Source organism: Streptomyces sp. NPDC045678, from assembly GCF_056432085.1.
Genome location: NZ_JBWKJS010000004.1, coordinates 174,191 through 198,760 on the forward strand (window position 1 = coordinate 174,191; position 24,570 = coordinate 198,760).

The window sequence follows — 24,570 nt, forward strand, 5'->3', positions numbered from 1 at the left end:
CCGGCGGTGGCCGCGACCCCGGCGCCGCCAGCCGCGCCTCCGAAGCCGACGTGGGACCCGAGGAAGGCCGAGCCGCCGTTCCCCTGGCTGCGCCCGACCATCCGCATACGGCTCACGCTGCTCTACGGCGGCATGTTCCTGATCGCGGGCATCCTGCTGCTCTCGATCATCTACCTGCTCGCCGCCCAGGCCCTGAACGTGGGCAGTGACCTGCCGTTCAGGGTCACCGGTGAGAGCACGGTGAGCAGCAAGACCTGCACCAACTTCCGGGGCCTCCAGGAGCACCCCACCGAGGTGCAGCTCAACGCCGCGTTGAACGAGTGCGTCAACCAGATGCGCCGGAGCGCCCTCGACAACCTGCTGAGCCGCTCGCTGCTCGCCCTGCTCGGCCTCGCCGTGATCGCCTTCGCCTTCGGGTACGCGATGGCGGGCCGCGTGCTCTCGCCGCTCGGCCGGATCACGCGCACCGCCCGCCGGGTGGCCGGCACGGACCTGACCCGCCGCATCGAGCTGGACGGCCCGGACGACGAGCTGAAGGAGCTCTCGGACACCTTCGACGAGATGCTGGACCGTCTGGAGCGGGCCTTCACCGCCCAGCAGCGGTTCGTCGGCAACGCCTCGCACGAGTTGCGCACGCCCCTGGCGATCAACCGCACGCTCCTGGAGGTGCATCTCTCCGATCCCGGTGCGCCCCCGGAGCTCCACCAGCTCGGCAAGACGCTGCTGGCCACCAACGAGCGCAGCGAGCAGCTCGTCGAGGGCCTGCTGCTGCTCGCCCGCAGCGACAACCAGATCGTGGAACGGAAACCGGTCGACCTCGCCGAGGTGGCCCACCGCGCCGTCGACCAGGTGCGGGCCGAGGCCGCCGCGAAGGGCGTCGAGATCCGGGGGGAGCGCGGTCTGGCCGTCGTGCAGGGCAACGGCGTCCTCCTGGAGCGGATCGCCCTGAACCTCGTCCAGAACGCCGTCAGGTACAACGTGCAGGACGAGGGCTGGGTCGAGGTCACCACGGAGGCCCAGCACGGCCAGGCGGTCCTTGTGGTGTCGAACACGGGCCCGGTGGTGCCCGCGTACGAGATCGACAACCTTTTCGAGCCGTTCCGGAGGCTGCGTACGGAGCGGACGGGCAGCGACAAGGGCGTGGGTCTCGGCCTGTCGATCGCCCGGTCGGTGGCGCGGGCCCACGGGGGCCGTATCATCGCGGAGCCGCGTGAGGGGGGAGGGCTCGTGATGCGAGTCACCCTGCCTCTCTGAGAAGCGGCCGCAGACGCGCTGACGTGTTCGCTTTGAGCGGAATTTCCAGGGGTGGACCCCGGGGATGAAGTGTGCGATCGATCACAGAGGCGATTTTTCGGCCATCTACTCTCTGTGATCGTGAAAGTCGTCGGAAAGCCGGGAAAATCCGGGTTTTCGGGAGTCTTGATCACGGGAAGTACACGGGGTGGCGCCCGTGAAGCGCAGTAGAGGGACCGTGTACGGTCCCGATCGCCATCCAACAGAACGCCTCTTCAGGGGTGCGGTTGGGTGTCGATTGAGTAACAGACCTTGATGTGAGGCAAAATCTCCGCCTCAGGTCGGGCACAAGTCCGGCCTCTCACGCGTTACGTGCGCTGGAGACACCCGCAGACACCCAGAGGGGGAGAGCGACATGGCAACGGACTACGACACCCCACGTAAGACCGACGATGACGTCAACGAGGACAGCATCGAGGAACTCAAGGCCCGGCGGAACGACAAGTCGACCTCAGCGGTCGACGTCGACGAGTTCGAGGCCGCCGAGGGCCTCGAGCTTCCTGGCGCCGACCTTTCCAACGAGGAGCTCGCCGTCCGCGTGCTCCCGAAGCAGCAGGACGAGTTCACCTGCATGAGCTGCTTCCTGGTGCACCACCGCAGCCAGCTGGCCAAGGAGAAGAACGGCCAGCCGATCTGCCGCGACTGCGACTGAGGCGGGGTCGGCCGTGACTGGCTCGACCCCGTTCCGGAAGCGCCGCTTCCGCAAGCGCGGGGCGGACGAAGCCGGCGTCTCGGACGTCGGCGCACGTGACGACGGGCGAGGCTCTTCCGCAGACGGAGCAGCCTCGCTCGAACCGGCGAACGCCCTTGAGGCGGTGCCGGACGCGACGGCGGCCGACAAGGCCCCCAGGACCGCTAGGAGCGCCGATGAGGCCGGGTCCAGGGGCAGCCGTGTTGCCGCCGTCACGCACGGAGTGAAGGAAGGCGTGCGCAAGGGCGGGCGCGGCGCCAAGGCCGGCATCGGATATCTCGCCGACCGGCTCATCGAGAACGCCCCGCGGATCCCGGTCCGCGATCTCGCGACCCTCCGCAAGCAGTTCCCGGGCCTCGGCCCCGAACAGCTCGCGGACAAGCTCATCGCGGGCGCCGCCAACGCCACGTCCACCGTGGGCGCGGGAGTGGGCGCCGCCGCGATGCTGCCGGTGCCGCCCGCGATGCCTGCCGAGCTCGCGGCGGAGATCACCGGCGTCGCCGCCATCGAACTGAAGCTGATCGCCGAGCTGCACGAGGTCTACGGCCTGCGGCCGGAAGGCAACCTCAAGCAGCGCAGCACCGCCTACCTGAACTCCTGGTCGCAGGAGCGCGGCGTCGAGGTCACCAAACCCGCGACCTTCAACGCCGCCCTGGGCGGCCAGATGAAGCGCGAGCTGCGACAGCAGATCATGAAGCGGATGGTCCGGAACCTGCCGAACCTCATGCCGTTCATGGTCGGTGCGGCGGTCGGAGCGGTCATGAACCGCAGGGACACCAGGAAGCTGGCCGCGCGAATCCGCAAGGACCTGAGCAAGAACCAGGTGCCGTGGAGCGAGCTGCCCCAGCTGCCGCCCCTGGAGAAGCCGGACAACCCGCTGCGGATGGGGGAGATCCCCCGCGAGCTGGGGCGCTGAGCCCGCGCGGCGCCGAGCCGCGCCCAGCCCGCGTCGAGCCGCCCCCTGCCCCTTACGCGGCGCTCTTGCGCACGGAGTCGAGGGCCGCCGCCAGCTCCTCCGGGTGCCGCGTCGAGACGTACACGTACGGAGTCGGATCCTCGGGATCCGTGATGTTCACGCGCAGGGCCGTCGGGATGTAGGCGCGCAGCAGCATGTACGCGCGCGGGTCGGCCTTGTACGAGCGCCAGGCGCGTGTCTCCTCGCCGGTCAGGACCTCCGCGTCGCCCAGCGCGGACACCGGGATCTTCGCGTCGCCGGCGACCAGCGAGCCCGCCACCACACGGATCCGCACCGCGCCGTACGCGCTGGTGACGACCGCCGCCACGGCCGTGCCGCCGACCAGGCCGCCGAGGAGCGGCAGCGTGCCGAACGGCAGCAGGATCAGGGCCATCGCCACGCCCACCAGGACCGAGGCGAACCACCACGAACGGGGCGCGGTCAGGCGTTCTTCGTAAGGCTGCATGGAACCAAGCTTGGCACGGTGCGGTTACCACGCTGACGCGGAGGTAAGGTCTGCGCCTGTGAGTGGTACATCAGCAGCTCTGACGCCCCCGGCCGACGCGATAGCGCCCGTCCGCCACCCCGACGCACCCGCCCCCGGTGAGCTCATCGGCGCTCACTACGAGCACTGTTTCGGCTGCGGCGAGGGTCAGGCGCACGGGCTGCACCTCGCGGCGCGCGCCGGCGAGGGCGTGGCCGTCACCGCCGAGTTCACCGTGCGCGAGGCGCACCAGGGTGCCCCCGGCCTCGCCCACGGCGGGGTCCTCGCCACCGCGCTCGACGAGACGCTGGGCTCGCTGAACTGGCTGCTGCGTGTGATCGCCGTGACCGGACGCCTCGAGACCGACTTCGCGCGGCCCGTGCCGCTGGGCACCGTGCTGTTCCTGGAAGCCGAGGTCACCGCCGTCGCCGGACGGAAGATCTACTCGACCGCCACCGGACGCATCGGCGGCCCCGACGGCCCCGTCGCGGTCCGCGCCGACGCCCTCTTCATCGAGGTGAAGGTCGACCACTTCATCGACAACGGCCGCCCGGAGGAGATCCGGGCCGCCATGAACAACCCGGACCAGATCCGGCGCGCCCGCGCCTTCGAGGTGAACCCGTGATGCCCTCCCGCGAACTGGACGTGCTGATCAGGCGCGTCGACCCCGAGGTGCCGCTGCCCGCCTACGCGCAGCCCGGAGACGCGGGCGCCGACCTGCGGACGACGGAATCCTGCGAACTGGCGCCCGGTGAGCGGGTGATCCTGCCCACCGGCGTGTCGATCGCCCTCCCGGAGGGGTACGCGGCGTTCGTGCACCCCCGTTCGGGGCTCGCCGCACGCTGCGGTGTCGCTCTGGTGAATGCCCCGGGGACGGTGGATGCCGGGTACCGTGGAGAGATCAAGGTGATCGTGGTGAATCTCGACCCGCGCGACAGCGTGCGGTTCGAGCGTTTCGACCGGATTGCCCAACTGGTCGTCCAGCAGGTCGAGAAGGTTCGCTTCCAGGAGGTGGCGGAGCTTCCCGAATCGGCGCGGGCCGAGGGGGGCTTCGGGTCCACCGGCGGCCATGCCGCCGTGGGCAGCGGTCCGGGTGCGAGCCCGGGCGAACAAACGGGTGGGAATCGATACGCATCGGTCGTATCCGACCGGGAAGGACAGTGACGTGTTCGGACGTCGCAAGAAGGACAGTGCCGCCGAGGACGCGGCGGGCGCGGACGAGCAGGTCGTCGACGACGTGCACGGTGTCGAGCCCGCGGACTCCGCCGACGCCGCGCGGTCGCGCGTGAGGCTCGAGCCGGAGCCCCGTCCCGACGGTCCCTGGGACCTCTCGGAGGTCCGTGAGCCCGGCGAGGGCCGGGTGGACCTCGGTGGGCTCTTCGTGCCGGGCGTCGAGGGCATGGAGCTGCGGGTGGAGGTCGCGGGCGACGCGATCGTCGCGGCGACCGTCGTGCTCCAGGACAGCGCCATCCAGCTGCAGGGCTTCGCCGCCCCCAAGAAGGAGGGCATCTGGGGCGAGGTCCGCGAGGAGATCGCCTCGGGCATCACCCAGCAGGGCGGTGTCATCGACGAGGTCGAGGGCGCCCTCGGCTGGGAGCTGCGCGCCCAGGTGCCGGTGCAGCTGCCCGACGGCACGGGCGGGGTGCAGGTCGTGCGCTTCATCGGTGTCGACGGCCCGCGCTGGTTCCTGCGTGGTGTGATCTCCGGCCAGGGCGCGGTGCAGCCGCAGGCCGCGGGGCTCCTCGAGCAGATCTTCCGGGACACGGTCGTCGTGCGCGGCGACGGCCCGATGGCGCCGCGCGACCCGATCGTCCTGAAGCTGCCGGACGACGCGCAGATGGTCGCCGAGGGCGTCCAGCAGGAGCAGCAGGAGGGCTCGCGCTTCTCGGGCGGCATGGGGCAGCTGCAGCGCGGCCCCGAGATCACCGAGGTGCGCTGATCACCGAGGTGTACTGATCACCGAGGTGTACTGATCGCCGAGGTGCGTTGACACTTCCTCAACCGCGCGGTGGCCCGCGATGGTTCCGGTTCGTCCGGACCATTGCGGGCCACTTTTGTGTGCGCTCATACTGTGCCGGTCACGCGGGGGGAGACCGGTGCGGTGAGGCGACGACGGTTGCCCGCGGCGGTGCGGGGGAGCGGGCAGCACGGCCTGGTGCTCTGCGCGGCCGGGCTCGCCGTGCTGCTCGCGGCGACCGTGCTCGCCGCGCTGGCGGCACTCTCCGAGAAGGCCGTCGAGGGCGGGGCCCAGCGCAGACTCGCCGCGGACCGCGAAGCCGTGGTCGAGGTCGTGGGCGCCCACCGGAAGCACGGCGCGGGGGAGTTGGACGAGGGCGTACGTGCCGCGCTCGACCGCACCTACGGCGACGTACCCCACCACACCTGGTCCGCGCTGCGCGCACCCGCGGCCCGCAACGACGAACTCGCCGTCACCACGGCCGCGGGCCGCCCGCGCGAGGACGCCACCCTCTCCGTAGTCGCCGTTCAGGGCGCGGAACGGCACGCCTCACTGGTGACCGGGCGGTGGCCGCGCACCGGCGACGGGCCGGTGGAGGTCGCTCTGACCGAGGTCGTCGCCGCGGAGCTCGCCGCACGGCCGGGCGACGGGCTCACCGTGCGGGGCGCGGACGCACGGCCGGTGCCCATGCGGGTCGTCGGGGTGTACGCCCCCGAAGGGCGCGCGCCGGCCGTGTGGGCCTCGCTGAGCAGTACGTTCGGGACGCCCGACACGATCGCGGTCGTGCCCCGCGAGGCCTTCGCCCGCCATCAGGGCCTCGCGCGGGACGCCAGGACGCTGTGGCTCGGGGTGCCCCGCGCGGACGGGCTGCGACTGGGCGACATCGAGCCGCTCCGGGAGCGGGCCAAGCGCTTCGCGGGCAGCAACGCGGTCGGCGGGGACGACCTGACGCTGTCCGCCGGACTGCGCAGGGCCCTCGACCGGCTCTCCACGCCGATCGCCGTGGCCCGCGCCGGGCTCTACGTCCCCGCGACACTCCTCGCCGCGCTCGCCGTGGCCGCACTCGTGCTCACCGCACGGCAGCTCGCCGAACACCGGCGGCCCGAGCTCGCGTTGCTGGCCGCGCGCGGAGCGGGCACGCGCCGGATCGTCCTGTCGACCGCCGGACAGTGGGCCTGCGTCGCCGTGCCCGCCGGGCTCGCCGCGCCGTTCCTCGCGGGACCGCTGCTCCACGTACTCGAAGAGGCCGGGCTCGTCGAGGGCGACCTGCCCGCGACGGCGGTCACGGGGCCGGGATGGGCGGCGGCCCTGGCAGCGCTCGTCGTGCACGGTCTGGGGGTGCTGGTGCCGACCGCGCGGGTCGTGCGGGACCGGCGTGCGGTGGCCAGGCTGCGGCTGCGCGTCGCGAGGTTCGCGGGGGCCCAGCGGTTCGGGGCGGATTTGGCGCTCGCCGCGGTCGCCGTGCTCGGCTGGCTGCAACTGCGGCAGTACCGGTCGCCGGTGACCGGCGGCAACGCCGTCGACCCGGTGCTCGTGCTCGCCCCCGTCGCGATGACCGTGGCGGCCGCGCTCCTGGTCCTGCGGTTCCTGCCGCTGCTCGCCCGCGTCGTCGACCCGCTCGCGCGGCGCGGCCGCGGCCTCGCCCTGCCGCTCGGCGGCTGGCAGATCGGCCGCCGCGCCGCCCGGCACGCGGGGCCCGCCCTGGTGGTGACGCTCGCCCTCGCCGTCGCCGCCCTGAGCAGCACGGCCCTCGCCGTCCTGGACCGCGGCGACCGGGACCAGGCCACCTTCCAGGTGGGCGCCGACCTGCGCGTGGAGCCGGGCGACGGGGTGCCGCCGGGCGAGCGACGCGCCGCGTACGAGGCGCTGCCGGGTGCCGAGTCCGTCACGCCCGTGGTCACCACGGAGGGGTACGTCGGGCAGGACGCGGTGGCCGTCACCGGCATCAACACCGAGCGCGGGCCGCTCCCTTCGCTGCGCGGCGACCTCGCGGACCGCCCCGTGCGGGAGCTCGTGGCGCCGCTCGGCAGAGGGATTCCGGAGCACGGGTTGCCGGTGGTGCGGGCGACAGGCCGGGGGCCGTCGACGGAGGTGCCGCTGCGCGTGCGGCTCTCGGCGGACGGGGGCGGCAGGGTCGTGCCCGTGCGTCTCACCGTCTTCTTCGAAGACGGTGACGGGCTGACCCGTTCGAGCTCCGTGTCGATCGAGGAGGGCGGTGCGCGGACGGTCCCGCTGAAGGTGGGGGCGCGCGGCGCGGGCGTACGCATCCTCCAGATCGATCTGAGCATGGTCGGGGAGCGCGTACGGCGGACGTACCGGCTGACGGTCGACCAGGTGCCGGGCCTCACGCGCCCGGCGCGCTGGCGCGACCTGCGGACGGACCCGCCCGACCGGCACGCGGCCGGCTGCCCGGACGCCGGGCGTGAGCAGCCGGACCGCGGCCGGCGGTCGCCCTCGTCCGCGACGGCGCCGGGACCCGTCCTCTGCTCCGACCGGCCCGGCGCGGGCAAGCTCGTCGACGCGGTGCTGCGGGGGCCGGACGGAGACCTCGAATACCCCCCATGGAGCGTGCGGCTCGGCACCGACCGCCCCAGGGGGCGCCCGGCCGCGCCCGCTCTCGCCGACGACGCGCTGCTGGCCTCCGGCGCGGTGCGGGTCGGTGACACCGTGACGGTGCGGGGGAGTACGGGCGGGAGCGCACGCGTGAAGATCGTCGGGCGGATCGCCGCGGTGCCGGGGCTGCCGCGCGATCGGCCGCGGCTGCTCGCCGACTCCCGTGCCATGGCCGCGCAGTGGACCCTGGGCGGTGCGTTGCCGGGGGCGGAGAGTGCGTGGTGGGTGGGGGTCCGTGGCGGGGACGCGGCGGCGGCTCTCGCGGCGGTGCGGGGGGATCCGCGCCTCGGGCACGCGGTGGACGTCCCGTTCGTTCAGGAGGAACTGGCCGCCGACCCGTTGCGGCGCGGGGCGCGCGGGGCGCTCGTCCTGTGCCTGGTGCTCGCGCCCGCCTTCGCCGTCATCGCGTTCACCCTGCACACGGTGGTCTCCGCGCGGGACAGGGAACGGGAGTTCGGGCTGCTGCGGGCGCTCGGGCTACGGCGGGGGCAGCTCGCGGCATACCTGTGGACCGAGCAGCTGGCGCTGGCCGCGGTGGCGACGGTGCTCGGCACGGCACTGGGCGGCGCGCTGGCGCTGCTGATCATGCCGGTGGTGACGGTCGACGCGGAGGGGGACCCGGTCTTCCCGGAGCTGGTCGCGTCGGTGCCGTGGGTGAGGGTGACGGTGACGGCGGGGGCGACCGCGGCGGTGATCTGCGGGGTCGTGACGGTGGCGGCGCGGGTGCTGGGGCGGGTGGACCTGGCGCGGGTCCTGCGGGCGGGGGAGGGGGTGTGAGGGGGGCGTGGGGGCGTAGGGGCGTGGGGGTTGCGTCATGGTGGCGCGGGGGTGGGCGTGTGTGGTGCTCCTGGGGCTTGTTGGGGTGTCTGTGGTGCGGGTGTGCCGTGTGTGTGGGGGCGCGGGGGCGCGGGGGTGCGTCATGGTGGCGCGGGGTGGGCGCGTGTGGTGCTCCTGAGGTTCGTTGGGGTGTCTGGGGTGTGGGGTGTGCCGTGTATGGGGGGCGTGGGGTGAGTTGTTGCGCGGCGGTCCGGAGCGTGGCGGGGGTGCCGGGTGCGGCGGCGCTGGGGGTGCGGTGTGGGGGTGATGGGCGGTGGTGAGGGGTGAGCGACGGGGTGAGTGGGGGCGGTGGGGGGCGCTGGCGGTGGGGCTCGGAGTGTTGATCGGCGTGCTGGTCGCCGTTGCCGCCGGTGGGCCCGGGCTGCTGGAACGGCTCGGCGGGGAGGCGCTGGCGGGGCGGTTCGAGCAGGTGCAGCGGACCGCCCCCGGCGTGGTGCACAGCGCGCGGATCGATCCGGAGGATCCCTCTCCGGGCGTGGAGAGCGACCTCGGGGCCGATCTCTAGCGCTACGGAACCGCCATCGAGAACGCCTCCCCCGCCGCGCTGCGCGGCAGCCTCGTCCTCGACTCCACCCGGATCGCCCTGCCCACGGTGGACACGGACGTGAGGGGCGGCGCCTCGCTGTCCCTGGTGTACGCCTCCGACGCCCCCGGACGGGGTGCGTACGTCGCCGGGCGGGCACCCCGCGCGCGCGGGCAGGTGGTGGAGCTCGCCGTCTCCGAGCGGACGCGTGACGCGCTCCGGCTCCGCGTCGGACAGCGCATCGACCTGCGGGGCGGCGCTTTGACGAACGTCCGGGCCGTGGGCCGGGTCGTAGGGGTCTACCGCGCGCAGGACGGAGGGAACGGGCATCAAGGAGGCGGCAAGCGCGCCCACGAGCGCCTCTGGAGCGAGAAGCCCCTGCTGGCCCGCCCCCTGCCCGGGCCGCCCGGGACCGCCCCGGACATCGGCGCGCTCATCGCACCCCGCGCCGCCGAGATCCTGCAGAACCAGGCGGACGCCGAGCTCACCGTCGAGTGGAACGTGCGCCTCGACCTGCGGGGCGAGACGGCCGCCCGCTTCGTGGGGGACCGCGGCGCGCGGGACTTCCAGCGGCTCATGGCCCGCTACCCGATCGCCGCCAAGGAAGCCTTCTGCAACGTCGAGACGTACGGCGGCAAGTGGTGCCTCCTCGGCACCCATCCCGCGTCCGAGCTGGAGAGCGACACCGAACTGCCCGGCGCCTACGAGGAGTTCCGCACCCGCTGGCGGCAGGCGAACGTCGTGATGTCGTTCGCGCCGGCGTCCCTGCTCGGCGTGGGGCTCGCCGCGGTCGTCGTGACCTCACTCCTGTTCGTACGCCGACGGCTCGACGGGGACCGGCTGCGGCGGGCCCGCGGGGCGTCGGCCACCGCTCTCGCCCTGGGGCGCGCGGTGGAGAGCGCGCCCGCCGCGGTACTCGGGGCAGGCCTCGGCTGCGCGGCCGCCGCGGCGGTGCCGGGGAGTCCACCCGCGTACGGCCGGGGGCTGGCCGTCGCGTTCGTCTGCTGGCTGCTGCTGCCCGCCCTCACGTGGTTCGCCGTACGGGACCGGGCCGTGCTGCGGGAGCGGGCGCCGCGGGGTGCCGGGCGCAGGCTGGTGGTGGAGGCGCTGGTGCTGCTGCTCGCCGCGGGCGGTGTCCTCGCGCTGCGGGCACGGGGCACGGAGGGCGCGGCGGGACCGGACCCGCTGCTCGCCGCCGTGCCCGTGCTGCTGGGGCTCGCGACGGTCGCGGTCCTCGTGCGCTGTTACCCGTGGCCGGTCCACGCGGTCGCGCGGTGGTCGGCACGGGGGAGGGGTGCCGTGGTGCTCGTCGCGCTCTCCCGCGCCGCCAAGGAGGCCCCCGCGCGCGGTCTCGCGCTCCTCGTCCTGGTGGTGACGCTCGCCGGTGCCGTCTTCGGAGGGCTCGTTCTGGGGACGCTCGTGGAGGGACGGCACACCGCGGCCGCCTGGCGGGTGGGCGCCGACGCCTCTTTCCTGGGCGCCGAACGCGACCCCGGCACGGCGCAGCGGCTGGCACGCGCGCGTGGAGTGCGGAAAACGGTGACCGTGCGGCAGCTGCGTGTCGATCCGGTGAGCGGCGGGGACGGGGGACGGTACGGGATCTCCAGCCTGGTCGGGGTGGACGGCGCGAAGCTCCGCGCGGCGGCGCCGGGTTCGCCCGCGGCCCGCGCGCTGCACGACGCGGGGCTCACCCGGGGCGGACGCGGCCGCGACATCCGCGTACTCGCCTCCGAGGGGCACGCCGGTGACCTGCTCACCTTCACGCGGCTCGGCAAGGAGACGCGACTGCGGATCGTCGCGAGGCTGCCGGACGACGTGGCGCGCGACCCCGCGCTCGGACCCGTGCGCGGCGCCACCGCACCCCGGCAGCACCTCCTCGTCGCCGACAACAGGGACCTGCGGGCCTTCAAGGCCGCGGAGTCCGAGGAGTCCGCGCTCCTGCTGTACGGCGCCCGGACGGACACCGAGGCGCTACGTGCCCTCGTACCCCGAGCCGCCCCCGGCGCGACCGGCGGGGAGCTCCGCATCCGGGCCGAGGAGCAGGCGGACGCCGACGACGACCGGCTGATCGCTGCCGTGACCGTGGCCCACACCGCCTGCACGGCGCTCGCCGTGCTCCTCGCTCTCGTCGCCCTCGTCCTCGAACTGCTCCTTTCCGCGCCCGCGCGCGGGCGCACCACCGCCTGCCTGCGCACCCTCGGCCTCGGCGGGCGCGCCGCGTCCGCGCTGCACCTGCTGCAGCTCCTGCCCCTGGTGCTCGCCGCGGTCGTGGGCGGCGTCGCGCTCGGCCTGGCGCTGCCCTCGCTGCTCGGACCCGCCCTGGATCTGCGGGAGTTCACCGGCGGGCCCGCGGCGCCCGTCCGGCACGTCGACGCGCTGTTCACCGCGGCTCTGGGCGCGGGACTCTGTCTCCTGGCCGCCCTGGCGGTGGGCGTGGAGACCTGGCTCGGGCGGCGCCGGGGGCTCGGCGCCGTCCTGCGACTGGGGAGAGCGGATGACCACTGATCTGGCCGAACTGGAGGCGCGGGCCCGCGCCGCGGGGCGCCCCGCGGCCGACGAGGGCCTGGTCGTCTGCGACAACCTCGTCCGCGTCTACCGGACCGAGGCGGTCGAGGTACAGGCCCTCCAGGGCCTCGACCTGGTCGTCTCGGAGGGCGAGTGCGTGGCCCTCGTCGGCGCCTCGGGGTCGGGCAAGTCCACGCTCCTGTCGATCCTTTCGGGGCTCGACCTGCCCACCGCGGGCCGCGCGAAGGTCGCGGGGCACGACCTGCTCACCATGGGGCGCCGTGAGCGGCTCGGCTACCGCAGGAGCACGGTGGGCTTCGTCTGGCAGCAGACCGGCCGCAATCTGCTGCCTTATCTGACCGCCCTGGAGAACGTGGCACTGCCGATGAAGTACACGCGCGTGCCGCGTCGTTCACGCCGGGATCGGGCCGCGGAACTGCTCGGCGTACTCGGTGTGGCGCACTGCCGCGACCGGCGGCCCGACGAGCTCTCCGGCGGTGAACAGCAGCGGGTGGCCGTCGCGGTCGCCACCGCCAGCTCCCCGCGCGTTCTGCTCGCCGACGAGCCCACGGGTGAGCTGGACACGGCGAGCGGCGAGGACGTCTTCACGGCGCTGCGGCGCGCCAACGAGGAGCTCGGCGCGACCGTCCTGGTCGTCACGCACGACCCGCTCGTATCGGAACAGGTGCGGCGCACGGTGCGCATCCGTGACGGACGCACCTCTACGGAGACGCTGCGCGAGGAGGGTGGTGACGGCGAGGAGTTCACGGTTCTGGACAGGGCGGGGCGGCTGCAGCTGCCGGGGGAGTACGTCGAGAGGTACGGGCTCCAGGGGCGCGTACGGCTGACGGCGGAGCCGGGACATGTGGGGGTGTGGCCGGACAGGCCTGAGCCCACGGCTGAGTCGTCCGATGGGTCGTCCGAACGCGAACTCTGACTTCACGCCTTGACGGAAGGCTGGTCCGTACCTATGGTCACGGCCCAACGCGCTTGTTCAGAAAGGCACTTGAAGTTCACATACAAGAACGGATGGTCCCCCCATGCCCATCTCCATGCCGCGCCGCTCCCCAGGGGCGGCCGTCGCCTCCGTGGCGGCCGCCCTCGTCGCCGGGCTCATCGCCTGGCCCGGAGCCGCGGAGGCCGAGGCCGCCCCCGCGGCCCGTGCCACCCCCGCCGCCCCCACAGCCTTCGTCCACCCCGGAGTCACCGTCTCCCGCGGCCAGCTGGACTTCACCCGCGAGAAGGTCACCGCGGGTGCCCAGCCCTGGAAGTCCGCCTACGACCAGATGATGGGCAGCAAATACGCCTCCCTCTCCCGTACCCCCAAGCCCCGCGCGGTCGTGGAGTGCGGCTCCTACTCCGACCCCGACCACGGCTGCACCGACGAGCGCGAGGACGCCATAGCCGCGTACACCACCGCCCTCGCCTGGTACATCACGCGTGACGAGCGCTACGCGAAGAAGTCCATCGAGCTGATGGACGCCTGGTCGGCCGCCATCAAGGACCACACCAACAGCAACGCGCCGCTGCAGACCGGCTGGGCGGGGTCCAGCTGGCCGCGCGCCGCCGAGATCATCAAGTACACGTACGACGGGAACTGGGCGAACTCCGGCCGCTTCGCGACGATGCTGCGCACCGTCTACCTGCCCGAGGTCATCAACGGCTCCAACTCCAACGGGAACTGGGAGCTCTCGATGATGGAGGCCGCCATCGGCATCTCCGTCTTCCTGGAGGACAAGGCGTCGTACGACAAGGCGATGGCCACGTTCCGCACGCGCACCGCGGCCTACGTCTATCTCGCGTCCGACGGTCCGCTGCCGAGGACCGCGCCGAAGCAGAACCTCGACACCCGCGAGAAGATCGTCAAGTACTGGCAGGGCCAGGGCACGTTCACCACCGGCCTCACCCAGGAGACCTGCCGCGACCTCACCCACACCGGGTACGGCCTCTCCGCGATCTCCCACGTCGCCGAGACCAGTCGCATCCAGGGCCAGGACCTGTACGCGACGGACGTCGGCGAGCGGCTGCGCCAGGGGCTCGGTTTCCAGGCCAAGTACGAGCTCGGTGAGGCCCCGCCCGCGTCCCTCTGCAAGGGCGCGGTCCACCGCGGCCTCGGCCCGGTCACCGAGGTCGGCTACAACGCCCTCGCGGGCCGTCTCGGCCACGCCATGACCAACACGCAGAAACTCACCGAACAGAACCGCCCCGCGGGCTCCAACAACCTCTTCGTCGCTTGGGAGACCCTGACGCACGCGGGCAATCCGCGCTGATACGGGTCTTGGAAGGCCGGGCGCCGGGTGGTGATACTGGCGCCCGGCACCCGTATCACCCGGGGGCGGAACGGGGGAGTGGCCGATGACGATGACAGCGGGCACGGGGGACGCCGACAACGCCAATAACGCTGACAATACCGACAACATGGTCGTCGTCGAGGGTCTCCGTCGGACGTACGGCTCGGGCGCCGCGGCCGTCCACGCCCTGCGCGGCGTCTCCTTCACCGTCCCGCGCGGCGAACTCGTCGCCCTGAAGGGCCGCTCAGGATCCGGCAAGACGACGCTGCTCAACCTCGTCGGCGGGCTCGACGCCCCGGACGAGGGGAAGATCGCCGTGGATGGCGTGGAACTCGCGGGCCTCGGCGAGAGCGGCCTCCTGGAGCTGCGCCGCGACCGGCTCGGCTTCATCTTCCAGTCCTTCGGACTCATCCCCATCCTCACCGCGGCCGAGAACGTCGGCGTCCCGCTGCGGCTCCGTAAAACGGATCCACGCGCGCGTGAAGAGCGCGTCGCCCTCCTCCTGGCCCTCGTCGGACTCGCGGACCACGCCGCGCAGCGCCCCGGCGAGCTCTCCGGAGGGCAGCAGCAGCGCGTGGCCATCGCCCGCGCCCTCGCCAACAGGCCCGCCCTCCTGATCGCCGACGAACCCACCGGACAGCTCGACGCGGAGACCGGGCTCGCCGTGATGGAGCTGCTGCGCGCCGTCGTCCGCGGCGAGGGCGTCACCGCCCTGGTCGCCACGCACGACACGGCACTCCTCGACCTGGCCGACCGGGTCCTCGAACTGCGCGACGGCGAGATCGTCACGCTCTGAGCAGGCCCTCCACCGGCCCCGCCCCGACCCATCAGGGTTGTGTCAAGGACAGCGCCCCCGTACCCCCTCGTCCGTATTGCCGGAATTGTTGGCCGTAAGGTCGACGCTGCGTACACAGCAGTTTCGGGAAGACAATGAGGCCATGGCACGCGGCAAGCTTCGGATCTACCTCGGTGCGGCACCGGGCGTCGGCAAGACGTACGCGATGCTCTCCGAGGCCCACCGCCGCGTCGAGCGCGGCACCGACTGCGTGGTCGCCTTTGTGGAGCACCACGACCGGCCGCGCACCGAGGTGATGCTGCACGGCCTGGAACAGGTGACCCGCAAGGACCTGGAGTACCGCGGCACCGCGTTCACCGAGATGGACGTCGACGCGGTCCTGGAGCGCGCCCCCGCGGTCGCCCTCGTCGACGAACTCGCCCACACCAACGTCCCCGGCTCCCGCAACGCCAAGCGCTGGCAGGACGTCGAGGAACTCCTCACCGCCGGTATCGACGTCGTCTCCACCGTCAACATCCAGCACCTGGAGTCGCTCGGCGACGTCGTCGAGTCGATCACCGGCGTGCGGCAGAAGGAGACGGTGCCGGACGAGGTGGTGCGCCGCGCCGACCAGATCGAACTGGTCGACATGTCGCCACAGGCGCTGCGCCGCCGCATGGCGCACGGCAACATCTACAAGTCCGACCGCATCGACGCCTCCCTCTCCAACTACTTCCGGCCCGGCAACCTCACGGCTCTGCGCGAGCTCGCGCTGCTCTGGGTCGCCGACCGCGTCGACGAGTACCTCCAGCAGTACCGCGGCGAGCACAACATCCGCTCCACCTGGCAGGCCCGCGAACGCATCGTCGTCGGCCTGACCGGCGGCCCCGAGGGCCGCACCCTGATCCGCCGCGCCTCCCGCATGGCCGCCAAGGGCTCCGGCAGCGAGATCCTCGCCGTCTACATCGCCCGCAGCGACGGCCTGACCGGCGCGTCCCCCAAGGAACTCGCCGTCCAGCGCACCCTCGTCGAAGACCTCGGCGGCACCTTCCACCACGTCATCGGCGACGACATACCGGCCGCCCTCCTCGACTTCGCCCGCGGTGTCAACGCCACACAGATCGTCCTCGGCTCCTCGCGCCGCAAGACCTGGCAGTACGTCTTCGGGCCCGGCGTCGGCGCGACCGTCGCCCGCGACTCGGGACCCGACCTGGACGTGCACATCGTCACGCACGGCGAGGTCGCCAAGGGGCGCGGCCTGCCCGTCGCCCGCGGCGCGCGCCTCGGCAGGTCCCGGGCCATCTGGGGCTGGCTCGTCGGCGTCGCCGGGCCCACGCTCCTGACGGTGCTGCTCACCCACATCGACGCGGACCTCGGCCTCGCCAACGACATGCTGCTGTTCCTGACGCTCACGGTCGCCGCCGCACTGGTCGGCGGACTCCTCCCGGCGCTCGCGTCGGCGGCCGTCGGCTCGCTGCTCCTCAACTACTACTTCACGCCGCCGCTGCACCTGTGGACGGTCTCCAACAACAAGAACATCGTGGCCATCGCGGTGTTCGTCGGCGTCGCCGTGTCGGTGGCCTCCGTCGTGGACCTCGCGGCCCGCCGCACCCACCAGGCCGCCCGGCTGCGGGCCGAGGCGGAGATACTCTCCTTCCTCGCCGGCAGCGTGCTGCGCGGCGAGACCAGCCTCGAGGCCCTCCTCGAACGTGTCCGCGAGACCTTCGCGATGGAGTCCGTCGCCCTCCTGGAGCGCGCGGGCGACACCGACCCGTGGACCTGCGCGGGCAGCGTCGGCGACGGGCGCCCGCTGGAACGTCCCGAGGAGGCCGACGTGGACATGCCCGTCGGCGACCACATGGCGCTCGCCCTCTCGGGCCGGGTCCTGCCCGCCGAGGACCGCCGCGTACTCGCCGCCTTCGCCGCGCAGGCCGCCGTCGTCCTGGACCGCCAGCGCCTCCAGTCCGAGGCCGACCAGGCCCGCACCCTCGCCGAGGGCAACCGCATCCGCACCGCCCTGCTCGCCGCCGTCAGCCACGACCTGCGCACCCCGCTCGCGGGCATCAAGGCCGCCGTGTCCTCCCTGCGCTCCGACGACGTCGAGTGGTCCGACGAGGACGAGGCGGAACTCCTCGAAGGCATCGAGGCGGGCGCCGACCGCCTGGAACACCTCGTCGGGAACCTCCTCGACATGTCCCGGCTCCAGACCGGCACCGTCACCCCGCTGATCCGCGAGGTCGACCTCGACGAGGTCGTCCCCATGGCGCTCGGCGGCGTCCCCGACGGCAGCGCGGAACTGGACATCCCCGAGACGCTGCCCATGGTCGCCGTCGACAAGGGCCTCCTGGAGCGTGCGGTCGCCAACATCGTCGAGAACGCCGTGAAGTACGCCCCCGAAGAACAGCCCGTCAAGGTCTCCGCGAGCGCCCTCGGCGAGCGCGTCGAGATCCGTGTCGTCGACCGGGGGCCCGGCGTGCCCGACAGCGCCAAAGACCGCATCTTCGCCCCCTTCCAGCGCTACGGTGACGCTCCGCGGGGTGCCGGCGTGGGCCTCGGCCTCGCCGTCGCGCGCGGCTTCGTCGAGGCCATGGGCGGCACACTGGCCGCCGAGGACACCCCCGGCGGCGGCCTCACCATGGTCCTCACCCTGCGGGCGGCGACCGGACGCCCACCGGTCCGCCCCGAACTGTCGTCCCAGGTCACCTCGTGACCACCGGAAACCACGGAAACGAAGATAGGCAGGTACGCATGACCCGGGTGCTCGTGGTCGACGACGAGCCGCAGATCGTACGCGCCCTCGTGATCAACCTGAAGGCGCGCAAGTACGACGTGGACTCGGCCCCCGACGGCGCCACCGCGCTGCAGGTCGCCGCGGCCCGCCACCCCGACGTGATCGTGCTCGACCTCGGTCTGCCCGACATGGACGGCGTGGAGGTCATCAAGGGCCTGCGCGGCTGGACGCGCGTCCCCATCCTGGTCCTCTCCGCCCGGCACAGCTCGGACGAGAAGGTCGAGGCGCTCGACGCGGGCGCCGACGACTACGTGACCAAGCCCTTCGGCATGGACGAACTCCTCGCCCGGCTGCGCGCCGCCGTGCGCAGGGCGGAGCCCACCGGGACGGGCGACGACGACGCGATGGTCGACACCGGCGACTTCTCCGTCGACCTGGCCGCCAAGAAGGTCAACCGCGGCGGTCGCGACGTACGCCTCACTCCCACGGAGTGGCACCTCCTGGAGGTGCTGGTACGCAACACCGGCCGCCTGGTCAGCCAGAAGCAGCTGCTCCAGGAGGTCTGGGGGCCCTCCTACGGGACGGAGACGAACTACTTGCGCGTCTACATGGCGCAGCTGCGCCGCAAGCTGGAGACGGACCCCGCGCACCCGCGGCACTTCATCACGGAGCCCGGGATGGGATACCGGTTCGAGAAGTGACCGCTTCAAGAAGTGACCGGCTCGGAAACCGACCGATCGGAAACCGACCGATCGGAAACTGACCGGATCGGTCGCTTCAGCGGGCACAGCCGCGGGTAGTGAGCAGACATAAGCACAGATGAGCGCACCCCTTTCCGCTGTGTCGGCGGCCCCCGGTACGCTTCCTGTATGAGTGCTGTTTCTGGTTCCGACAAGCCGGCGGGCCGTTTCCGGCGCATGCTCGACCGGCTCTCCTCCTCCCAGGAGGATCTGGAGTCGGAGGAGCTGCGGGAGGACGCCGAGACAGCGGGCTGCGTCCGCATCGGCGACTGCCGCGACCGCCAGATCGTCACCGTTACTGGTACCTTGCGCACGGTCACTCTGCGACCACGCGCCGGGGTTCCCGCCCTGGAGGCCGAGCTGTTCGACGGTTCGGCGGCGCTGGACGTGGTGTGGCTCGGCAGGCGTTCCATCGTGGGAATCGAACCGGGGCGCAGGCTGATCGCGTCCGGCCGGATCTCGGAGAGCCGGGGCCGCCGGGTGCTCTTCAACCCGAAGTACGAACTCAGACCCCTCGGACGGGAGTAGCCGGTGACGTCCCTCGACAAGCCGACGGACCACGGGAACGCGCCGACGGACCACGGGAACGGGGACCAGGACGCGGATTCCAGGGCCGTGACCGAGGCAGCGCTCTTCGAAGCCTTCGGCGGCGTGCGGGGCATGGTGGAGACCGTTCTTCCCGGTCTGCTCTTCGTGACCATCTTCACGATCAACAAGGACCTGCACATGTCGGCCATCGCGGCCCTCGCGGTGTCCGTGGTGCTCGTGGTGGTCCGCCTGGTCATGAAAGACACCGTCAAGCACGCCTTCAGCGGTGTCTTCGGGGTCGCCTTCGGCGTGGTCTTCGCGATGATGACCGGCAACGCCAAGGACTTCTACCTGCCGGGCATGCTCTACACCCTCGGTCTTGCCCTGGCGTACATGATCACGACCCTCGCGGGCGTCCCGCTGATCGGCCTCATCCTCGGCCCGGTCTTCAAGGAGAACCTCTCCTGGCGCACCCGCAACCCGGGCCGCAAGAAGGCGTACGCGAAGGCCAGCTGGGCCTGGGGCCTGATCCTGCTCGCCAAGTGCGCGATCCTCTTCCCGCTGTACTGGTGGGCGGACACCACGCAGTTCGGCTGGGTCCTCATCGCCCTGAAGATCCCCCCGTTCCTCCTCGCCGTCTACCTGACCTGGGTCTTCCTGGCGAAGGCCCCGCCGCCGATCGACGTCTTCGCCGAGATGGAGGCCGCCGAGAAGGCGGAGGAGGAGCGCAAGGCGGAACGGGAGCGGGAGCGCCGAGAGGCGTGATGGAGCGCCCCTTTGGGGCCGCTCCAGGGGCGCGGGGAACTGCGCGCCCAGTCACGACGCACCCGCAGCGGACATACGAGATGGGGGGCGCCCGGCAATCGCCGGGCGCCCCCCATCCACGTACAGAGCCCCGGGGCTAGCTCTCGCGCCGCACCGACAGCAGATCCTCGAGCTGCTCCTCGCGAGCCTGCGCCGCGACGAAGAGAAGCTCGTCCCCCGCTTCGAGGGAGTCGTCCGCGGTCGGCGCGAGGACGCGCGTACCGCGGATGATCGTGACCAGCGAGGTGTCCTCGGGCCACTGCACGTCGCCGACCTGCGTGCCCGCGAGGGCCGACTCGGGCGGTAGCGTCAGCTCGACGAGGTTCGCGTCGCCGTGGCTGAAGCGGAGCAGCCGCACGAGGTCGCCGACGCTCACCGCCTCCTCGACGAGCGCGGACATCAGGCGCGGGGTGGAGACCGCGACGTCGACGCCCCAGGACTCGTTGAAGAGCCACTCGTTCTTGGGGTTGTTCACCCGGGCGACGACCCGCGGGACGCCGTACTCCGTCTTGGCGAGCAGCGAGACGACGAGGTTGACCTTGTCGTCGCCGGTCGCGGCGATCACGACGTTGCAGCGCTGCAACGCGGCCTCGTCGAGCGAGGTGATCTCACAGGCGTCGGCGAGCAGCCACTCGGCCTGCGGGACGCGCTCGACCGAGATGGCGGTCGGCGCCTTGTCGATGAGAAGGACCTCGTGGCCGTTCTCCAGGAGCTCACCGGCGATGGAACGTCCCACCGCGCCGGCTCCGGCAATGGCGACCCTCATCAGTGACCGCCCTCCTCGGGGCCTTCGGCGAACGCGGCTTCGACCTTGTCGACCTGGTCGGTGCGCATCATGACGTGCACCAGGTCGCCTTCCTGCAGGACCGTCTGTGAGGTCGGCAGGACCGCCTCGCCCAGCCGGGTGAGGAAGGCGACGCGTACGCCCGTCTCCTCCTGGAGCTGGCTGATCTTGTGTCCGATCCACGCGGGCGACGCGTGCACCTCCGCGAGCTGCACCCCGCCGGTGGGGTCGCGCCACAGCGGCTCGGCGCCGGACGGCAGCAGCCTGCGCAGCATCTGGTCGGCGGTCCAGCGGACCGTGGCGACCGTGGGGATGCCGAGGCGCTGGTAGACCTCGGCGCGGCGCGGGTCGTAGATGCGGGCCGCGACGTTCTCGATGCCGAACATCTCGCGGGCCACGCGGGCGGCGATGATGTTCGAGTTGTCGCCGCTGGAGACGGCGGCGAAGGCGCCCGCCTCCTCGATGCCGGCCTCGCGCAGGGTGTCCTGGTCGAAGCCGACGCCGGTCACGCGGCGGCCCCCGAACCCGGCCCCGAGACGGCGGAAGGCCGTGGGGTCCTGGTCGACGACGGCGACCGTGTGCCCCTGTTGTTCCAGGTTCTGGGCGAGAGCGGAGCCGACTCTCCCGCAGCCCATGATGACGATGTGCACCTGTCCTTTACCCCGCACTCCTGGTCATCCCGCTGACCTGCGAAAACATCCTGCTCACTCTTTTCTGTCACTGTGCCGGCAACCACGGGGCAACAGCGTGCGGCGTTGCCAAGAGACGAGCTTAAGCCGCGACGGGTCCCTCGACTCACCCGCGTACTCACCCGCGCGCTCACCCGGGGAGGCGCGAAGGGGGGTCGCTGGAGGTGAGAGGTCAGTCGACGCTCCGCAGCAGGCTCTCGACGTTCTGCAGGCGGTGGCCGAGTTCGACGAGCTGGAGGCGGGTCGACTCCTGCTCGGATCGGGCACGCTCGACGGCCTCGCGGTACTCGTGCATGGCCTCGGCGTACTGCCGGTCGCGCTCGCGGTTGCGCTGCGTCTGGAAGTACGCGACGGCGACGATCGCGCCGGCGAGTATCAGGAAGAAGGCGACCGGGATGATCACGTCGTCCATTAAGACCCCTCTGGAGATTGCTGGCCGGCCGCGTCCGACGCGTCCTGTCGGACGGCCTCGAGGATCGTATCCACGTTCAACCGGACGTCGAACGGCGCCAGTTCGAAGTACTTGAGCGCCTTGCCGTCGTCGGAGAGCTCCAGGCGTCCGACGACGAGACCGGCCTTCTCCAGGCGTTCGAGGTGCATGTAGAGCAGGGGCCGGGAGACGCCGAGCCGCCGCGCCAGTTCGCTGACGTACAGCTGCCCCCGGGCGAGTTCGGTGATGATCCGGATCCGCTGGGCGTGGCCGACGGCGGAGAGGAAGGCGAGCAGCTCTTCGCTGTCCATGGTCCGCCTTCACGCTGGTCCCGAAACCTGTCAGCCAAGGCTTACGCATGACGGGAACCACTGTCAATTCTCGCGGACCGGCCTCCAGTCGCCCTTCGTACGACAGTTGACGGCTTGTTCCTTCACCTGTCAGTCTCCACTTACACATGAAGCAGTGAACGGTGAGCAGTGCGCAGTGAGCGGTGCGCAGTGCGCAGTGCGCAGTGCGCAGTGCGCCGCGAACGGCGGCGCATCAACGAAGAGGCGGGGGAAGTCATGAGAAAGCGATCGGTCACGGTGCGCGTGGCCCGGTGGAGCGCGCTGCACCCAGGGCGAGCGGTCATCGGATGGCTGGTGTTCGTGGTGCTCTGCCTGGGGGGCGGTATCGCCGCGGGCATGAACAGCGCGACGGCGGAGGACTTCCGCGTCGGCGAGGCGGGACGGGCCGAGGCCCTGGCGACCGAGGGCGGCATTCCGCTGCGGTCCACCGAGCACGTGCTGATCCGTGACGCGTCGGGCTCGATGAGCAGGCCGGGTCCGCTGGACAAGGCGGCCGCCGACGCAGCGGTAGAGGACATCACGGCGCGCATGAAGTCCCTGCCCGAGGTCGCCTCGGTGAAGGCCCCCGTGGCCTCCGCCGACGGCCGCGTCCTGCGGATCCCGGTCGAGCTGACCGGGACCGAGCAGGACGACCAGAAGAGGGTCCCGCCGCTCCAGGACCAGACCGCCGAGGCCGCGAAGGCCCACCCCGGCCTCGTGATCGAGGAGACCGGCGACGCCTCCGTGAGCAAGGGCGTCGACGACCAGCGCAACAAGGACCTGCAGTTCTCCGAGGCGATCACGCTGCCCATCACGCTGATCACCCTGGCCGTGGTCTTCGGCTCGGTCGTCATGGTCGGCGTACCGCTGCTGCTCGCCGTCACCTCGATCATGGCGACGATGGGCCTGGCGATGGTCGCGTCGCACCTGCTGCCCGACACGGGCGTCGGGATGAGCATGATCCTGCTGATCGGCATGGCCGTCGGCGTCGACTACACGCTCTTCTACCTCAAGCGCGAACGGGAGGAGCGGGCCCGCGCGGGCGGCCGCCTCACCTCGGAGGCGCTGGTCGAGGCCGCCGCCGCGACGGCCGGCCGCGCGATCGTCGTCTCGGGGCTCGCGGTGATCGTCTCCACCACCGCGCTCTTCCTGGCCCGTGACGTCATCTTCGACTCGCTCGCGACCGGCACCATCCTGGTCGTCGCCGTGGCGATGGTCAGCTCGGTGACGGTGCTGCCCGCGCTCCTGGTCAAGCTCGGCCGCCGGGCGGAACGGCGTGCGGCGAAGCGCATCGCACGGGGGAAGTCCGTCCGGACGTACGGGGAGAAGAAGCCGGGCCGGGCCTGGAACCTCCTGCTCGCCCCCGCCCGCAAGCGCCCCGCGCTCACGCTCGGTCTCTCGGTCCTCGTGATGCTGGGGCTCGCGCTCCCCGCGCTGGACATGAACCTGAAGAACCCGGCGCGGGACAGCTTCTCGCGCGACATCCCGGCGATGCGGGGGTACGACAGGCTGCTGGAGGCCTTCCCTGAGCAGCGGGTGCGGCACGTGGTCGTGGTGCGGGCGGAGGCTTCGCAGGCCGGCGACGTACGGGAGGCGCTCGGGGCGCTGGAGCGCAGGGCACAGTCGGACCCGCTCTTCGCGCGCCCCGCGGCCGCCCCAAACTCCTCCGGCGGTCTGCTCCTCCGTTCCTCCGAGGACCGCAGGACCACAACACTGGAACTCAACGTTCCGCACCCGACGTACTCGAAGAAGGCTGAAGACTCACTCGACCACCTCCGCCGCACCTACCTGCCCGCGACCGTGGGCAAGCTGCCCGGAGTGGAGACGGCCGTCACCGGCGAGGTGCCGCGCGGCACCGACTACGTAGGACACCAGAACGACAAGCTGCCGCTCGTCCTCGGCTTCCTGCTCCTCATGACCTTCGTGATGACGGTCTTCGCGTTCCGCTCCGTCGTCCTCGGCGTGCTCGGCGTCTTCCTCAATCTGCTCTCCGTCGGCTCCGCGCTCGGCGTGCTCGTCCTCGTCTTCCAGGGCGACTGGGCGGAGGAACTGCTCTCCTTCGTCTCGCTCGGCGGCATCTCCTCGCGCGTACCGCTCTTTCTCTTCGTGATCCTCTTCGGGCTCTCGATGGACTACCAGGTCTTCGTCGTCAGCCGCATCCGTGAAGCGGCCCTGGACGGCGTGCCCACGCGGCGGGCGGTCATCGACGGCATCACGTCGTCCGCCAAGGTCGTCACCAGCGCGGCGATCGTCATGGTCACCGTCTTCGCGAGCTTCGTGATGCTGCACATCCTGGAGATGAAGCAGATGGGCCTCGTCCTCGCGGTGGCCGTCCTGCTCGACGCGTTCGTGATCCGCGTCATGATCCTGCCGGCCGCGCTGCTCCTGCTCGGACGCGCCGCGTGGTGGCCGTCGGGAGCGATACGCCGGGCGGAGGCGCGGGCGGCGGAGGCGCGCCGCGTGCAAGGGGACGCACAAGGGGACGTACACGGGGAGCCGGGGCACTCCGATGCCGCGTACGCCCCCCATTCGGAGGCGCGCCCCGCTCATCCGGAGGGGCGCAGGATCGCACAAGGCAGATAAGAGGAGCAGTTGGGGGTGGTGGGTGGGC

Annotated in this window: 22 protein-coding genes; 17 read left to right on the forward strand and 5 right to left on the reverse strand. The window is 72.1% G+C overall.

Annotation, left to right across the window (positions count from 1 at the left end):
* Nucleotides 1-6: 6 nt before the first annotated feature.
* The 3 genes from AC07DO_RS15475 to AC07DO_RS15485 all read left to right on the forward strand — a co-directional run bounded on the left by AC07DO_RS15475 (nt 7) and on the right by AC07DO_RS15485 (nt 2,900).
* A complete protein-coding gene (locus AC07DO_RS15475; protein WP_479059939.1) occupies nt 7-1,254 on the forward strand; it encodes a sensor histidine kinase in 1,248 nt (415 codons plus the stop codon).
* A gap of 394 nt (nt 1,255-1,648) precedes the next feature.
* Complete coding sequence (locus AC07DO_RS15480; protein ID WP_055563079.1) at nt 1,649-1,945, forward strand: DUF4193 domain-containing protein; 297 nt, start codon at nt 1,649-1,651, stop codon at nt 1,943-1,945.
* A gap of 13 nt (nt 1,946-1,958) precedes the next feature.
* The gene (locus AC07DO_RS15485; protein WP_479059941.1) at nt 1,959-2,900 is read left to right on the forward strand and encodes a hypothetical protein; all 942 of its coding nucleotides are present in this window, start codon (nt 1,959-1,961) and stop codon (nt 2,898-2,900) included.
* Nucleotides 2,901-2,952: 52 nt separating this feature from the next.
* Here the strand turns inward: AC07DO_RS15485 and AC07DO_RS15490 are convergent, their stop codons facing one another.
* A complete protein-coding gene (locus AC07DO_RS15490; RefSeq protein ID WP_479059942.1) occupies nt 2,953-3,405 on the reverse strand; it encodes a DUF3093 domain-containing protein in 453 nt (150 codons plus the stop codon).
* Nucleotides 3,406-3,463: 58 nt separating this feature from the next.
* Here AC07DO_RS15490 and AC07DO_RS15495 point away from each other — a divergent pair, with 58 nt between their 5' ends.
* The 13 genes from AC07DO_RS15495 to AC07DO_RS15555 all read left to right on the forward strand — a co-directional run bounded on the left by AC07DO_RS15495 (nt 3,464) and on the right by AC07DO_RS15555 (nt 19,688).
* Complete coding sequence (locus tag AC07DO_RS15495; protein ID WP_479059944.1) at nt 3,464-4,048, forward strand: PaaI family thioesterase; 585 nt, start codon at nt 3,464-3,466, stop codon at nt 4,046-4,048.
* Nucleotides 4,048-4,587: a dUTP diphosphatase gene (gene dut / locus AC07DO_RS15500; protein ID WP_479059946.1), complete on the forward strand. Its 540-nt coding sequence runs from the start codon at nt 4,048-4,050 to the stop codon at nt 4,585-4,587. Before AC07DO_RS15495 ends, dut begins: the two co-directional genes overlap by 1 nt.
* Nucleotide 4,588: 1 nt before the next feature.
* The gene (locus AC07DO_RS15505) at nt 4,589-5,362 is read left to right on the forward strand and encodes a DUF3710 domain-containing protein (RefSeq protein ID WP_479059947.1); all 774 of its coding nucleotides are present in this window, start codon (nt 4,589-4,591) and stop codon (nt 5,360-5,362) included.
* A gap of 162 nt (nt 5,363-5,524) precedes the next feature.
* Nucleotides 5,525-8,770 carry an ABC transporter permease gene (locus AC07DO_RS15510; RefSeq protein WP_479059949.1) on the forward strand — a complete coding sequence of 1,082 codons (3,246 nt, stop codon included), beginning with the start codon at nt 5,525-5,527 and terminating at the stop codon, nt 8,768-8,770.
* 388 nt (nt 8,771-9,158) lie between these two features.
* Nucleotides 9,159-9,335, forward strand: coding sequence for a hypothetical protein (locus AC07DO_RS15515; protein WP_479059950.1), 177 nt, complete (start codon nt 9,159-9,161; stop codon nt 9,333-9,335).
* A gap of 87 nt (nt 9,336-9,422) precedes the next feature.
* Complete coding sequence (locus AC07DO_RS15520) at nt 9,423-11,858, forward strand: hypothetical protein (RefSeq protein ID WP_479059952.1); 2,436 nt, start codon at nt 9,423-9,425, stop codon at nt 11,856-11,858.
* Nucleotides 11,848-12,795, forward strand: coding sequence for an ABC transporter ATP-binding protein (locus AC07DO_RS15525; protein WP_479059953.1), 948 nt, complete (start codon nt 11,848-11,850; stop codon nt 12,793-12,795). The genes AC07DO_RS15520 and AC07DO_RS15525 overlap by 11 nt, the downstream gene beginning before the upstream one ends.
* Before the next feature lie 103 nt (nt 12,796-12,898).
* On the forward strand, nt 12,899-14,128 hold the full coding sequence (locus AC07DO_RS15530) for an alginate lyase family protein (RefSeq protein ID WP_479059954.1): 1,230 nt from the start codon (nt 12,899-12,901) through the stop codon (nt 14,126-14,128).
* 91 nt (nt 14,129-14,219) lie between these two features.
* Entirely contained in the window at nt 14,220-14,945 is a 726-nt protein-coding gene (locus AC07DO_RS15535; protein WP_479060694.1) for an ABC transporter ATP-binding protein, read from the forward strand.
* 142 nt (nt 14,946-15,087) lie between these two features.
* Nucleotides 15,088-17,634, forward strand: a complete 2,547-nt coding sequence (locus tag AC07DO_RS15540; protein WP_479059955.1) for an ATP-binding protein — start codon at nt 15,088-15,090, stop codon at nt 17,632-17,634.
* Between the two features lie 38 nt (nt 17,635-17,672).
* Complete coding sequence (locus tag AC07DO_RS15545) at nt 17,673-18,356, forward strand: response regulator (RefSeq protein WP_150173149.1); 684 nt, start codon at nt 17,673-17,675, stop codon at nt 18,354-18,356.
* A 168-nt stretch (nt 18,357-18,524) separates the two neighbouring features.
* The gene (locus AC07DO_RS15550) at nt 18,525-18,923 is read left to right on the forward strand and encodes an OB-fold nucleic acid binding domain-containing protein (RefSeq protein ID WP_150173151.1); all 399 of its coding nucleotides are present in this window, start codon (nt 18,525-18,527) and stop codon (nt 18,921-18,923) included.
* Between the two features lie 3 nt (nt 18,924-18,926).
* Nucleotides 18,927-19,688, forward strand: coding sequence for a DUF3159 domain-containing protein (locus AC07DO_RS15555; RefSeq protein ID WP_479059956.1), 762 nt, complete (start codon nt 18,927-18,929; stop codon nt 19,686-19,688).
* Between the two features lie 136 nt (nt 19,689-19,824).
* Here AC07DO_RS15555 and AC07DO_RS15560 read toward each other — a convergent pair whose 3' ends face one another.
* The 4 genes from AC07DO_RS15560 to AC07DO_RS15575 all read right to left on the reverse strand — a co-directional run bounded on the left by AC07DO_RS15560 (nt 19,825) and on the right by AC07DO_RS15575 (nt 21,941).
* Nucleotides 19,825-20,493, reverse strand: coding sequence for a potassium channel family protein (locus AC07DO_RS15560; RefSeq protein WP_268773919.1), 669 nt, complete (start codon nt 20,491-20,493; stop codon nt 19,825-19,827).
* A complete protein-coding gene (locus AC07DO_RS15565) occupies nt 20,493-21,161 on the reverse strand; it encodes a potassium channel family protein (RefSeq protein ID WP_150173158.1) in 669 nt (222 codons plus the stop codon). The genes AC07DO_RS15560 and AC07DO_RS15565 overlap by 1 nt, the downstream gene beginning before the upstream one ends.
* Before the next feature lie 211 nt (nt 21,162-21,372).
* Nucleotides 21,373-21,612: a hypothetical protein gene (locus AC07DO_RS15570; RefSeq protein WP_150186657.1), complete on the reverse strand. Its 240-nt coding sequence runs from the start codon at nt 21,610-21,612 to the stop codon at nt 21,373-21,375.
* The gene (locus AC07DO_RS15575; RefSeq protein WP_479059957.1) at nt 21,612-21,941 is read right to left on the reverse strand and encodes an ArsR/SmtB family transcription factor; all 330 of its coding nucleotides are present in this window, start codon (nt 21,939-21,941) and stop codon (nt 21,612-21,614) included. Before AC07DO_RS15575 ends, AC07DO_RS15570 begins: the two co-directional genes overlap by 1 nt.
* 255 nt (nt 21,942-22,196) lie before the next feature.
* On the opposite strand from AC07DO_RS15575, the gene AC07DO_RS15580 reads away from it, so the two are divergent.
* Nucleotides 22,197-24,542, forward strand: a complete 2,346-nt coding sequence (locus AC07DO_RS15580; protein ID WP_479059958.1) for an MMPL family transporter — start codon at nt 22,197-22,199, stop codon at nt 24,540-24,542.
* Nucleotides 24,543-24,570: the final 28 nt, after the last annotated feature.